Source organism: Ralstonia sp. OTU4908, assembly GCF_038440115.1.
Lineage (GTDB): Bacteria > Pseudomonadota > Gammaproteobacteria > Burkholderiales > Burkholderiaceae > Ralstonia > Ralstonia pickettii.
In genome coordinates, this window is sequence record NZ_JASATD010000062.1 from 1 (window position 1) to 13497 (window position 13497).

Below are 13497 nucleotides of genomic sequence, written 5' to 3' on the forward strand. Positions count from 1 at the left end.
AGTCGCCATCTCGGGCGCGCCTTTCTTTTGCTTACTTTTCTTTGGCAAGACAAAGAAAAGTGAGTCAGCCCCGGCAGGGGATGAAACAAGGGATGAACCACAAACCTAAAAACCCCCAATCCACCCCTCGCCCAAAATTAGCCAGTAATCAAAATCGCCCGAAAATCATTCACATTCGTCCGCGTCGGCCCAGTCACAATCAAATCTCCAAGCGCATCAAAAAACCCATACCCATCGTTGTTGTCGAGCAGTTGCTTAGCCCGCAACCCAAGCGCTTCAGCACGCGCCAGGCTATCCGGCGTAAGAATCGCCCCAGCGTTGTCTTCAGACCCATCGATGCCATCGGTATCGCAAGCAATCGCATACACACCCGGCAGGCCATCCAACGCCACGCCCAGCGCCAGCAGGAACTCGGCATTGCGCCCGCCGCGGCCGCTACCGCGCACCGTCACGGTCGTCTCACCGCCCGACAGAATCACGCACGGCTTGGTGAACGGCTGATTGCGCGCCACGATCTGCCGCACGATGCCGGCGTGGACTTCGGCCACATCGCGTGCTTCGCCTTCAATGCTGTCCGACAGAATGTGGGCCTCATAACCGAGTGCGCGTGCCTGTGCGGCCGCCGCCTCCAGCGCGTGCTGAGCCGTCGCGATGACGTGACTGCGATGGCCTTCGAAACGTGCATCGCCGGGTTTGGGCGTTTCGCCCGCGCCGGTTTCCAGATGGCGGCGCACCGCTTCGGGCACGTCGATGCCGTACTTGTCGATCACGGCCAGCGCATCCGCGCAGGTGGTGGCGTCGGGCAGCGTCGGGCCGCTGGCGATGAGCGTCGGGTCGTCGCCTGGAATATCGGAGATCAGCAGCGTCTCGACGCGCGCCGGTGCGCACGCCAGTGCCAGGCGCCCGCCTTTGATTGACGACAGGTGCTTGCGCACGCAGTTCATCTCGCCGATGCTCGCGCCGCTTTTGAGCAGCGCGCGGTTGACGGACTGCTTGTCGGCCAGCGTCAGGCCCTCCGCCGGTGCAGCCAGAAGGGCCGAGCCACCGCCCGAGATCAGGCACAGCACGAGGTCGTCTTCCGTCAAACCTTCGAGCAGGCTGACCATGCGTTGCGCAGCGCGTTGGCCGGCTGCATCGGGCACCGGGTGCGAGGCTTCCACCACTTCGATACGGCCTTGCGTACCAGGCGCGCGGCCGTGCCCGTAACGCGTGACGACCAGGCCAGACAGCTCGCCCTTCCAGTGCTGCTCCACCGCCTCGGCCATCGCCGCTGCGCCCTTGCCGGCGCCGATGACGATGGTGCGGCCACGCGGCGGTTCAGGCAGAAATGCCGGCAAGCATTGCGCAGCGCTGACCGCAGCCACCGCAGTATCAAACAGGCCGTGCAGCAACGCGCGCGGCGACGGATTGGGCAGGGCAGCGCGCAGGGCGGCCTGGGCAGACTGGTCGTGGTGCATGGCAGAAAGCGGGGAGACAGCAAAAAGACTGCCGCCGCCCGAGGGCCGCGACAGTGCACACAACTTACACGCGCATTCAGGCGATGTCGTGGTTCGACATGATCTCGATCGCGCGGCACAGGGCCGAATGATCTTGCTTGCCCATGCCGTTGGCGGCGCAGGTGTTGAACAGCTCCTGCGCGGTGGCCGTGTTCGGCAGGGCCACGCCCAGCGTCTTGGCGCCCTGCAGGGCCAGGTTCAAGTCCTTCTGGTGCAGCTCGATGCGGAAGCCCGGGTCGAACGTGCGCTTCACCATGCGCTCGCCGTGCACTTCAAGAATGCGCGACGCAGCGAAGCCGCCCATCAGTGCCTGACGTACCTTTGCGGGATCGGCACCCGCCTTCGATGCGAACAGCAGCGCTTCCGACACGGCCTGGATGTTCAGTGCCACGATGATCTGGTTGGCCACCTTCGTGGTCTGGCCGTCACCGTTGCCGCCGACCAGCGTGATGTTCTTGCCCATCAGGTTGAACAGCGGAGCAACACGGTCGAACGCAGCCTGCTCACCGCCCACCATGATCGTCAGCGATGCGGCCTTCGCGCCCACTTCGCCACCCGACACCGGAGCGTCCAGGTATTGCGCGCCGGTCTTGTTGATGCGGGCAGCAAAGTCCTTCGTCGCAATCGGCGAGATCGAACTCATGTCGACCACGATCTTGCCGGCTGCAGCATCCTTGCCGGCATCCTTCAGCGCCTTGGCGACGCCCTTCTCGCTGAACAGCACCGCTTCAACGTGCGGGGTGTCCGGCACCATGATGAAGATGATGTCGGCACGCTTGGCGACTTCTTCCGCGCTCGTGCAGACCGTCACGCCGGCTTCCACCAGCGCGGCGGGTGCCGGGTTGACGTCGTGCACGAAGAGCGTGTGGCCTGCTGCGCGCAGGTGACCTGCCATGGGGGCGCCCATGATGCCGAGGCCGATGAAACCGAGGTTCAGAGTTGCGGTTGCCATGGTGAGGGATCTCCTTGGTTTGGATGTGTTGGTGGTTCGTGGTTTGTGGTTTGGGCCTTGGTGGTCCACTCCCTTTTCACCCCCTGCCGGGGGTGACTCACTTTCTTTGTCTTGCCAAAGAAAGTAAGCAAAGAAAGGCGCGCCCGAGATGGCGACCCCTTCCTTGAATTTGTGTAACCGGGCGGGGAAGGCGGCAAACTCGCTGCGCTCAAACAGCCTCCTTCCTTTTTCCGCCCGCTTACAAAAATTCAATGCGCCATCTAGGGCAAGGTACGGCCACACAATCTGTGTGCTGTCCTAGGTGGCTCTTGTTCGTTGCGGTGTTGCTCGCTTTGCTTCGCGTTGTGCTGCGGAGTCCTACTGCACTCGTGGTCGATGGTTTGGCCGTTGACGTTCCTGCCCTAGATGGCGCCTTGAATTTCTGTTGCAGAGAGGAAAAAGGAAGGGAAACTGTCTGAGCGAAGCGAGTTTTTCCCTTCCCCTCTCTGCGACATAAATTCAAGGGGAAGTCGCCATCTCGGGCGCGCCTTTCTTTTGCTTACTTTTCTTTGGCAAGACAAAGAAAAGTGAGTCAGCCCCGGCAGGGGATGAAACAAGGGATGAACCGCCCCGCCGGAACAAGGCAAACAAAAAATCAAGCAACGTTGTGAGCAGCCCGCCAGCCAAGGCCTTCAACGGTCCCTGCCTTGGGCTTGTACTCACAGCCAACCCAGCCCTTGTAGCCAATCTCATCCAACCAACGGAACAGGAACTGATAGTTGATCTCCCCAGTCCCCGGCTCATTGCGCCCAGGGTTGTCCGCCAGCTGCACATGCTTGATCTTGTCCAGATGGCGCTTCAGCGTGCTAGCCACTTCGCCTTCCATCCGCTGCATGTGATAGATGTCGTACTGCACATACAGGTTGGACGCATCCACGTCGTTGATCAGGTCCAGCGCCTGCTGCGTGCGGTTCAGATAAAAGCCCGGAATATCGAACGTGTTGATCGGTTCGATCAGCAGATCGATCTTCTCGGCCTTCAGTGCCTTCGCCGCAAACTTGAGGTTGTCCACCAGCGTCTTGCGTGCCGCGTCTTCGCTCACACTTTCGGGGCGAATGCCCACCAGGCAATTGAGCTGTTTCACGCCGAGCACCTTGGCGTACTTGATGGCTTCGCCCACGCCGTCTTGAAACTCGCTCACGCGGTCCGGCAGGATGGCGATGCCGCGCTCGCCGCCGTCCCAGTTGCCGGCCGGCAGGTTGTGCAGGACCAGGTCGAGCTGGAAGCGGTTCAGGCGATCGGCAATCTGGTCGGCGTGGAACGCGTAGGGAAACAGGAACTCCACGCCGCGAAAGCCCGCACGGGCGGCGGCTTCGAAGCGGTCAAGGAAGGCCTGCTCGTTGAAGAGCATGGTCAGGTTGGCTGCCAGCTTTGTCATGGTTTCTCCTTGTATCGGACGGTGAGGGAGGGGCGCGCCGTCTTTATGCGGTGACGCCTTCGGCTTCCGTGAGCGTGTCTTCCAGGTCGAGCACATCTTCAAACTCGACCACGTTGTCGATCTCGGTGCCCATCGCGATGTTGGTCACGCGCTCGAGAATCACCTCCACCATCACCGGCACCGAGAACTCGGCCATCAGCAGGCGGGCCTGCGCAAATGCGGGTTCGATGTCTTCCGGATTGAACACGCGGATCGCCTTGCAACCCAGGCCTTCCACCACCTTCACGTGATCGACGCCGTAGCCGTTCAGCTCAGGAGCGTTGACGTTGTCGAAGGCGAGCTGGACGCAGTAGTCCATGTCGAAGTTGCGCTGCGCCTGGCGGATCAGGCCCAGGTACGAGTTGTTCACCACCACGTGGATGTACGGCACCTTGAACTGCGCGGCCACCGCCATCTCTTCGATCATGAACTGGAAGTCGTAGTCACCCGAGATGGCGACCACGTCGCTGTTGGGCGATGCCACCTTCACGCCGATAGCGGCGGGAATGGTCCAGCCCAGCGGGCCTGCCTGCCCGCAGTTGATCCAGTGGCGCGGCTGGTTGACCGACAGGAACTGCGCAGCAGCGATCTGCGACAGGCCGATCGTGCTCACGTAACGCACCGAGTTTTCCCCCTTCTGCGGGAAGTACTGGTTCATCTCGCGGTACACGCGCTGCGGCTTGATGGGCACGTTGTCGAAGTCGGAGCGACGCAGCATCGTGCGCTTGCGCTTCTGCACGTCGGCGTTCCAGCGCTTGCGGCACGGCAGCTTGCCGGCGGCCTTCAGCTCGCGCGCCACTTCAATGAACTTCTCCAGCGCTGCCTTGGCGTCCGAGACGATGCCCAGGTCCGGGCCGAACACGCGGCCGATCTGCGTCGGTTCGATATCGACGTGAATGAACTTGCGGCCCTTGGTGTAGACGTCGACGCTGCCCGTGTGACGATTGGCCCAGCGGTTGCCGATGCCGAACACGAAGTCCGAAGCCAGCAGCGTGGCGTTGCCATAGCGGTGCGACGTCTGCAGGCCGACCATGCCGGCGTTGAGCGGGTGGTCATCGGCGAGCACGCCCCAGCCCATCAGGGTCGGGACGACGGGCACGTTCACCAGCTCGGCAAACTCGACCATCAGCTTGGCCGCATCGGCGTTGATCACGCCGCCGCCGCATACCAGCAGCGGGCGCTCGGCCTGGCACAGCATCTCGATGGCACGCTCGGCTTGGGCACGCGTGGCCGCGGGCTTGTAGACCGGCAGCGGGCTGTACGTGTCGGGGTCAAATTCAATCTCGGCGACTTGCACGTCGAACGGCAGGTCGATCAGCACCGGGCCCGGACGACCCGAGCGCATCAGGTGGAACGCCTGCTGGAACACGCGCGGCACCAGCGCCGGCTCACGCACGGTGACGGCCCACTTGGTGACCGGCTTGGCGATCGACTCGATGTCGACGGCCTGGAAGTCTTCCTTGTACAGGCGGGCGCGGGGGGCCTGGCCGGTGATGCACAGGATGGGAATCGAGTCTGCCCAGGCCGAGTACAGGCCGGTGATCATGTCGGTGCCTGCAGGGCCCGACGTGCCGATGCATACACCGATGTTGCCGGGTTCGGCACGGGTGTAGCCCTCGGCCATGTGCGAGGCGCCTTCAACGTGGCGGGCCAGCACGTGGTCAATGTTGCCAGCCTTGCGCAGGGCCGAGTACAACGGGTTGATGGCGGCACCGGGCACGCCGAAGGCGGTGGTGATGCCTTCTTTTTCCATCACCGCAACTGCGGCATCAATCGCTCTCATCTTCGGCATGGGGGTGTCTCCAGGAAGGGGAAGGTGGGAATCAGTTGGAACTGATCCTATTCCCGCATGCCGATATGGATAAACGCAGATTTCGTCAGTTGATTGCTAACCCAAAATACCGAATGGTTTTGCGTGCTGCACCAATATGGAGGCACGCCAACTGCCAAAAAGGCGCACGCTGCAGCCATTTGAAGCTGTTTTTGTGCGACGCAAAAAACTGGTTTGACGGGCTTGCATCGATCACATGGCCGTCCGCTATTTTTGCCATTCGTCACAGGTGATATGCACCAGAAAGTCGCAATGCAGGTACGGAATGCTCACTAAAATGGTCAGACATTGCGAACTGGAATGATGGAATGGACAAGCTCAAGCAGATCGAAGCGTTCATCGCCGTGGTGGAACACGGCAGCATGGCCGCTGCCGCCCTCACGCAGGACGTGACGCCCGTCATGATCGGACGCCGCATCAACGCGCTGGAAGCCCGCCTGGGCGTGAAGCTGCTGCACCGGTCGACGCGCCGCATAGCGGTGACGGAGCAGGGCGCGGTGTTCATGGAGCAGTGCAAGAAGGCGCTGGGCGAGCTGGACCGCGCGGAGCTGCTGGTTGCCGAAGGCCGCCACAAGGCGACGGGGCACCTGATCGTTTCGGCGCCGGCCGCCTTTGGCCGCAAGCACGTTGCACCGCATGCGCCGGACTTCCTGCGTGCCAACCCCGACGTGCGCATTTCGTTCAACCTGACCGACCGGGTGGTCGACCTCGTGCGCGAAGGCTACGACGTAGGCATCCGTATTGGCGGCGCGATCGATCCGAACTTCGTGGCGATTCGCCTGGCGTCGAACAAGCGCGTCGTGTGCGGCACGCCCGCGTACTTCTCCAAGCACGGCGTGCCTCGCACGCTGGATGATCTCGCGCGCCACAATTGCCTCGCCTTCAACCTGCAGGGCGGCCAGCAGCGCGGCTGGTATTTCCAGCAGAACGGCAAGGCCGTCACCGTAAAGGTGAACGGCAACCTCGACTGCAACGATGGTGAACTGCTGCACCGCTGGATGGGCGAAGGCCTCGGCCTGGGCTGGCGCTCAACGTGGGAGATCCAGCCCGAGCTGGAATCCGGGGCGCTGATGACGGTGCTGGACGACTACGCGCTGCCCGACTACGACATCCTCGCCGTGTACCCGCAGCAGCGGCCGGTGCCGGCAAAGATCCGGTTCTTTATCGAGCATCTGAAGACCGTGTACGGGCAGGCGGGGTATTGGTCGCGAACGGGTTGAGCGTGCGGAAATGGATGACGGTTCCTACACTTGTCATCAGGCGCATCGCGGTGGCGCGCTCAATGCCGGAGACTGAAGATGCTACCCAGAACTGCAGTTGTCGGCGCGCTCATGCTCAGCACCTCGGCCGTGGCCTGCGATCTGACCGGGCTTGAGCATCCGCTGGTGTTCTCGCCTGGCGAGTCTGCGCTGCCGACCACCGAAATCCTGAAACTGGCGGAATGGGATTCGCAGCTCAAAGACGATTTTCGCAGCGGCGGCAAGTACCGGGTGCGCTTGCAAAAGGCGTCCGAGCCTGCTCCCGACCCAGAGCTGGTCGTGCTGCGCCTCAGAAGCCTCCAGGCCGTGCTGGACGCCGTCGGGATCGAGGGCGACAAAGTCGAGTCGTCCGAAGCCGATACGCATCTACGTGCCGTGGAACGCGAGGGGGCGGCTCCCAAAATGCCGACAGCCGCCTACGTGGTTTTCCAACCGGACTGCCAGAACCCGTGTTGCCCGGGCGCCGCGCCGGCCGCTCCGCTCGCTCCCAAGCGATAAGCGCTAGGTAATCACCACACGCCCCTGCGTCAAATCCCGCAACGCGACCCGCGCGGCCGCCTCGTCCGTCACCGGCAATCGCACAGTGAGTGTGACGCCCGCATCGTAGGCAGCATCCAGCAGCACATACCCGCGATCATCGATCCAGCGGCGGATGCGCGCCTCATCGGCGTAATCGGTGGCGAGGGTCAGCGTGGTGCTGGCGATGCGCTCGACGCGTTCGGCCTGCATGAGCGCGGTAGCGATGGCATCGGTGTAGGCGCGTACGAGGCCGCCCGCGCCGAGCTTGACCCCGCCGAAGTAGCGCACCACGGCGCCCAGCGTGGCGTCCAGATCGTGATGGCGCAGCACTTCCAGGATGGGGCGACCGGCGGTGCCGGAGGGCTCGCCGTCATCGGACATGCCGGACTGGCCGCCCGCCAGGAGCGCCCAGCAGACGTGCGTGGCAGCGGGGTGCTCGGCGCGCAGGCGCGCGATCACGTCCATGGCGGCAGCCCGGTCTTCCACCGGCACGGCCAATCCGATAAAGCGGCTTTTCTTGATGTCCAGCTCGGCCGAAACCGGCGCGCGCAGCGTGTACGTCGGCACGCGCGGTCAGGCGAGGAGGGCGGCTACGAGATCCGTCGCTCGGCCGCCCGGCGATTCGAACTTGAGTGACGCCTCGGTGTGCGCCATGTGCTCTTCCATCAGGGCGATGGCGCCTTCCACATCACCGCGCTTGGCCGCCTCCAGGAAAGCGGTGTGCTCGTCGGACGAACGCACGGCATCGTACGTGGACTGGTACATCATCGTGATCACCGAGCTGCGGGCGGAAAGCTCGTACAGCATTTCCTTGAGCACGCTGTTCCCGACCACGTCGGCCATCAGCAGGTGAAAGTCGGCCATCAGGCGATTGCGGCGCGGGACGTCCGACAGGTCGCCGCTGGCCGCCACCTTGTGCTCTTCGGCCAGGTGCTTTTCCAGCCGCTTGTAATCGGCGGGCGTCGCTTTGGCGATGAACTCGCGCACCAGCGCGACCTCCAGCACGCGGCGCACGGCAAAGACCTCGCGCGCCTCGGTCTCGTCCGGCTTTGCCACGAATGCACCGCGGTCAGGCTCCATGCGGATCAGCTTGTCCTTGGCCAGCATCAGCAGCGCCGCGCGAATCTTCGTGCGGCTGACGTGGTAGACCCGCGCCAGCGCCTCTTCGCGCAGCTTGGTGCCCGGCGGCAGCCGATGCGCGACGATCGCCTGGGCGATGTCGTCGGCAATGCCCTCGGAGGAGATGTCGGCGGCGGTGGTCTCGGTCATGGCGCCGATTTTACCGCCGTCCGGCAGTCGAGCCGCTTCAGGCATGCGGCAGTGTGTGCGCAGCCGGCGCCGCCACACCAAAGCCGTGCGGAATCGCTTCGCCTTCCTCGGTGATGTCGATCTTGCCGTCGAGCACCGCATTGGCACGCACGCGGTCGATGTCTTTTTCCCACGCGGCGATGACCACCGTGGCGACGCAGTTGCCGATCAGGTTGCCCAGCGCACGGGCAATGCCGATGAACCAGTCGACGGAGAGCACCAGCACCAGGCCGATGGCCGGAATGGCCGGAATGACCGACAGGGTGGCCGCCAGAATCACGATGGCCGAACCCGGAATGCCGTGCGCGCCCTTGGAGGTGACGAGCGCCACGCCCAGGATCAGCAGCAGGTCCTGCAGCGCCAGCGGCGTATTGGTCGCCTGCGCGATGAACACGGCGGCCAGCGTCAGGTAGATCGAAAACGCATCGAGGTTGAACGAGTAGCCGGTCGGGATGACCAGGCCGACCACCGAGCGCTTGATGCCCATCTTTTCCAGCTTGTTCATGATGGACGGCAGCACCGCGTCGGACGAGGCCGTGCCCAGCACCACCAGCAGTTCCGCGCGCAGGAACCGGATCAGCTTGAAGATGTTGAAACCCGCCATGCGCAGGATGGTGCCGAGCACCACGAACACAAACAGCGCCACGGCTGCGTAGAACAGCAGTACCAGGAAGCCAAGCTGCTTGAGCGAGCCCGCGCCGTACTTGCCGACGGTAAAGGCCACCGCGCCCAGCACGCCCAGCGGTGCCAGCCGGATGATCACGGCCATCATGCGGAACAGCACATGGGAGAGCTGATCGATCAGGTTGACCAGCGGCTTGGTCCGCTCTCCCAGCAGCGAGAGGGAGCAGCCGAACAGGATCGACACCAGCAGCACCTGCAGGATGTCGCCCTTCACGAAGCCGCTGACGAACGTATCGGGAATCAGCTTGAGGAAGAACGCTGCAACGCCAGTCGATTCCACCTGCTTGGCGGTCGTCATGTACGACGCCATGGCCGCCGGATCGAGCGATTTCGGATCCACATTCATGCCGTGGCCGGGCCCGAACAGATAGGCCAGTGCAATGCCCAGCGCCAACGCAATCGTCGTGACGATTTCAAAGTAGATGACCGCCTTGCCGCCCACGCGCCCGACCTTCTTCAGCTCGCCGGCGCCGCAGATCCCCACCACCACGACAGAGAAGACGATCGGCGCGATCAGCATCTTGATCAGCTTCAGAAAACCATCACCGAGCGGCTGCAGCTTCTGCGCAAATTCGGGCGCCCAGATGCCCAGCGCGATGCCCACCGCCAGGGCAATCAAAACCTGCCCGAACAACGGGCGCGTAAAGCGTTGCATGGTGAATCCTCCTTTGGATTACGGGTGTCTCAAGCCGCGCCCAATCGTCTAGTTCGGTTTGCTGCGATTGTCGTCACGGCTTTGTTTCGCTCACTGGATTGCAACGAATTGTTGCGACGAATTGTCGAGCGTTGACGGCATCATAGGCGATCCAATTTTTGTATGCAATTTTTGAATTCACATGCTAGGATCGACCCATGCAGTCCCGCGAAGCCTTGTGCTTCCGCCGTTTACGCTGCACTTCCGGCGTTCCCATCGCCACAGTTTCGAGTGTCCTGACTCGCCGTTTTTGTTCGATGGGCTGGCCGTATAACATCCAGAGACAAACACCAAGGAGTTCCACATGGCGATGCCTACGCTCGATCCGAACGCGCCGGATTTCACGCGCCGATATCCGAACCTGGCGGACCCCCGCCTTGGCGCCGAGGCCACGTTCGCGACCGACGAATTCTTCGCGCCGAAAGATCGCATGCTCAATCCCGAGCCGGCGGTGTTCATCCCCGGCAAGTACGACGACCACGGCAAGTGGATGGATGGCTGGGAAACGCGCCGTCGCCGCAACGGCGGCTATGACCATTGCATCGTCCGCCTGGCCCGCCCGGGCGTCGTGAAGGGTGTGGATATCGACACGAGCCACTTCACGGGCAACTTCCCACCGGCCGCTTCCATCGAAGCCGCCTATCTGCCGGATGGCGAGCCGACCGATGCCACGCAGTGGACTGAGATCGTTCCGTCGACCACGCTGCAAGGCAACAGCCACGCCTATGTGGCCGTGACCAGCCCGCAGGCCTTCACGCATCTGCGACTGAACATCTTCCCGGACGGCGGCATCGCACGCCTGCGGGTGTATGGCCAGCCGCAGGTCGACTGGAAGGGTGCGGACCGCACCAAGCTGATCGACCTGGCCGCCATGGAAAACGGCGCCTATGTGGTCGAAGCCAACAACGAGCACTTCGGGCCGGCCTCGCGCATGCTGATGCCGGGCCGTGGCGTGAACATGGGCGACGGTTGGGAAACGCGCCGCCGCCGCGAACCGGGCAACGACTGGTGCGTGATCGCCCTGGCCCATCCGGGCCGCATCCGCAAGATCGAAGTCGACACCGCCCACTTCAAGGGCAACTTCGCTGACCGCGTTTCCATCCAGGCCGCCCGCGTGGTGGGCGGTACCGACAGCTCGCTGAAGACGCAGGCGATGTTCTGGCAAACGCTGCTGCCCGAGCAGAAGCTGCAGATGGATCTGCAGCACTACTATGAAGCGGAAATCGCCGACCTGGGCATCGTCACGCACGTGCGCTTCAACATGTTCCCGGACGGTGGTGTGTCGCGTCTGCGCCTGTGGGGGGTGATCGAATGAGCCAAGAAACCGCCGCACGCATCGCGCTGACCATCGAGCCGCTCACGCGCGAAGCCTTCGCGCCGTTCGGCGATGTGATCGAGCTGGAAGGGGCCAAGCAATTCCCCATCAACCAGGGCACGACCATCCGCTTTCACGACCTCGCCAACGTCGATGTGGGCGGGGGCGGCCGCGCGCTGATCAGCCTGTTCCGTGGCCAGCCGCGTACGCTGCCGTTCGAGGTGAAGATGTTGGAGCGCCACCCGCGAGGCAGCCAAGCCTTCATCCCGCAGAACGACAAGCCGTATCTGGTGGTTGTGGCGCCGGCCGGCGAGCTGGATCCGTCCAAGTTGCGCGCGTTCGTCTCGCGTGGCTGGCAAGGCGTGAACTATGCGCGTGGGGTGTGGCATCACCCGCTGCTGGCCCTGGGCGAGGTGAGCGATTTCATCGTCGTCGACCGTGGTGGCGAAGGCCACAACTGCGACGAGCAAGACCTGGCCGAATCGGTGTGGTTGACCGCCGAGGCCATGCAGGGCGCGCTGTAAGCATCGCATCATCGGTGCCGATCCTGAGCCCCCGCACAACGGGGGCTCAGTCACTTTCAATCTCCGTCCCCCGCAATCAGCGAGACATCGACATGACCCAGGCCCAACTTGCTACCCCCGGCATCGATGCGGATATCCGCGCGTTTGTCGAGGCCGCGCACGCGCAGCAGATTGAATTCCTGCGCGAGCTGGTGAAGGTGCCGTCGGACAACCCGTCCGGCGATTGCGCTCCGCATGCCGTGCGCGCCAAGGCGCTGCTGGAGGCGCTGGGCCTGACGGTCGAGGCGCATGCCGTGCCGCAGGCGCAGGTACGTGCCGCCGGCATGGTCAGCGCCACCAACCTGATCGTGCGGCACACCTTCGGTAACGGCGGCCCCACGGTTGCCATGAACGCACACGGCGATGTCGTCCCGCCCGGCCTTGGCTGGACGCACGATCCGTACGGCGGCGAGACCGTCGAGACCGAACACGGCCCCACCATGTTCGGCCGCGGCGTGGCGGTGTCCAAGTCGGACTTCGCCACGTACACGTGGGCGCTGCTTGCGCTGATCGACGCGGAAAAGCGCGGCGCGAAGCTCAATGGCACCGTCGAACTCCATTTCACCTACGACGAAGAAACCGGCGGCGATATCGGCCCGAAGTGGCTGCTGGATCAGGGCTTGAGCAAGCCCGATTACGCCATCTCCGCCGGCTTTGCCTATGGCATCACTTCGGCGCACAACGGGTGCCTGCACGTGCAGGTGACGGTGCGCGGCAAGCAGGCACACGCTGCCATGCCGCATACGGGCATCGACGCCATCGAGGCGGCCACGCATATCCTGCAAGCCGTGTATGCCTATCGCGCAGAACTCGCAACGCGCAAATCAGCCGTGCCCAGCATCGACCATGCAACGCTCAACGTCGGGTTGATCCAGGGCGGCATCAACACCAACGTGGTGCCCGATCTGGTGACGTTCCGCGTTGACCGCCGGATGATTCCTGAAGAAGCCGGGCGCGATGCAGAAGGCGAACTGCGCGCCGTGATCGAGCGCGCGGCGGCAGAACGGCCGGGGATCGAGGTTTCAGTCGAACGCATTCTCTTGGCAGAGCCGCTTGCCGAACTGCCGGGCGTGGACGCGCTGATTGGCGCGCTGCGACGGAATGCGCTGGCCGTGTTTGGAGGTGATGTGCCGGTGCATGGCGTGCCGCTGTATACCGATGCCCGGCATTACACGGCGCACGGGGTGCCGACGGTGCTGTATGGCGCGGGACCGCGTACGTTGATGGAAGCGCGTGGGCACAACACGGATGAAAACCTGCGGTTGAATGATCTGCGAGGCGCGACTGTGGTGGTGGGGTGCGCTGTGGGGGAGTTATTGGGCGGGTGATTGATATCGCTTGATGGCGTTGTTGCGGGGTCGGCTTTTGTCGGCCCTTTTGTTCTTTGGGTTTGTGACTTGGTGGTCCACCCTCCTTTCGG

The 13497-nt window shown here is 63.5% G+C and carries 12 protein-coding genes; 5 read left to right on the forward strand and 7 right to left on the reverse strand.

Going from position 1 to position 13497, the window contains the following annotated elements:
• Positions 1 to 137: 137 nt before the first annotated feature.
• The 4 genes from AAHM38_RS24550 to gcl form a co-directional block, all read right to left on the reverse strand.
• On the reverse strand, positions 138 to 1457 hold the full coding sequence (locus AAHM38_RS24550) for a glycerate kinase type-2 family protein (protein WP_015855910.1): 1320 nt from the start codon (positions 1455 to 1457) through the stop codon (positions 138 to 140).
• Between the two features lie 76 nt (positions 1458 to 1533).
• Complete coding sequence (gene glxR / locus AAHM38_RS24555) at positions 1534 to 2730, reverse strand: 2-hydroxy-3-oxopropionate reductase (protein ID WP_310735717.1); 1197 nt, start codon at positions 2728 to 2730, stop codon at positions 1534 to 1536.
• A gap of 352 nt (positions 2731 to 3082) precedes the next feature.
• The gene (gene hyi / locus AAHM38_RS24560; RefSeq protein WP_009239592.1) at positions 3083 to 3865 is read right to left on the reverse strand and encodes a hydroxypyruvate isomerase; all 783 of its coding nucleotides are present in this window, start codon (positions 3863 to 3865) and stop codon (positions 3083 to 3085) included.
• Positions 3866 to 3908: 43 nt separating this feature from the next.
• Positions 3909 to 5696 carry a glyoxylate carboligase gene (gene gcl, locus AAHM38_RS24565; RefSeq protein WP_015855908.1) on the reverse strand — a complete coding sequence of 596 codons (1788 nt, stop codon included), beginning with the start codon at positions 5694 to 5696 and terminating at the stop codon, positions 3909 to 3911.
• Between the two features lie 347 nt (positions 5697 to 6043).
• On the opposite strand from gcl, the gene AAHM38_RS24570 reads away from it, so the two are divergent.
• Both AAHM38_RS24570 and AAHM38_RS24575 read left to right on the forward strand, forming a co-directional pair.
• Positions 6044 to 6955 (forward strand): LysR family transcriptional regulator, encoded by a 912-nt coding sequence (locus AAHM38_RS24570; protein ID WP_015855907.1) that lies wholly within the window; start codon positions 6044 to 6046, stop codon positions 6953 to 6955.
• A 111-nt stretch (positions 6956 to 7066) separates the two neighbouring features.
• Entirely contained in the window at positions 7067 to 7492 is a 426-nt protein-coding gene (locus tag AAHM38_RS24575; protein ID WP_258035431.1) for a hypothetical protein, read from the forward strand.
• 3 nt (positions 7493 to 7495) lie between these two features.
• On the opposite strand, the gene AAHM38_RS24580 is transcribed toward AAHM38_RS24575, so the two are convergent.
• The 3 genes from AAHM38_RS24580 to AAHM38_RS24590 are packed head-to-tail and all read right to left on the reverse strand — an operon-like array spanning position 7496 to position 10160.
• On the reverse strand, positions 7496 to 8080 hold the full coding sequence (locus AAHM38_RS24580) for an IMPACT family protein (RefSeq protein WP_009239596.1): 585 nt from the start codon (positions 8078 to 8080) through the stop codon (positions 7496 to 7498).
• 6 nt (positions 8081 to 8086) lie between these two features.
• The gene (locus tag AAHM38_RS24585) at positions 8087 to 8782 is read right to left on the reverse strand and encodes a GntR family transcriptional regulator (RefSeq protein ID WP_041668560.1); all 696 of its coding nucleotides are present in this window, start codon (positions 8780 to 8782) and stop codon (positions 8087 to 8089) included.
• A 37-nt stretch (positions 8783 to 8819) separates the two neighbouring features.
• Positions 8820 to 10160 carry a C4-dicarboxylate transporter DctA gene (locus AAHM38_RS24590; protein ID WP_015855904.1) on the reverse strand — a complete coding sequence of 447 codons (1341 nt, stop codon included), beginning with the start codon at positions 10158 to 10160 and terminating at the stop codon, positions 8820 to 8822.
• Between the two features lie 343 nt (positions 10161 to 10503).
• On the opposite strand from AAHM38_RS24590, the gene alc reads away from it, so the two are divergent.
• The 3 genes from alc to AAHM38_RS24605 all read left to right on the forward strand — a co-directional run bounded on the left by alc (position 10504) and on the right by AAHM38_RS24605 (position 13405).
• Entirely contained in the window at positions 10504 to 11514 is a 1011-nt protein-coding gene (gene alc / locus AAHM38_RS24595) for an allantoicase (RefSeq protein ID WP_015855903.1), read from the forward strand.
• Positions 11511 to 12038 carry an ureidoglycolate lyase gene (locus AAHM38_RS24600; RefSeq protein ID WP_015855902.1) on the forward strand — a complete coding sequence of 176 codons (528 nt, stop codon included), beginning with the start codon at positions 11511 to 11513 and terminating at the stop codon, positions 12036 to 12038. Before alc ends, AAHM38_RS24600 begins: the two co-directional genes overlap by 4 nt.
• Positions 12039 to 12130: 92 nt before the next feature.
• Positions 12131 to 13405 (forward strand): M20/M25/M40 family metallo-hydrolase, encoded by a 1275-nt coding sequence (locus AAHM38_RS24605; RefSeq protein ID WP_015855901.1) that lies wholly within the window; start codon positions 12131 to 12133, stop codon positions 13403 to 13405.
• Positions 13406 to 13497: the final 92 nt, after the last annotated feature.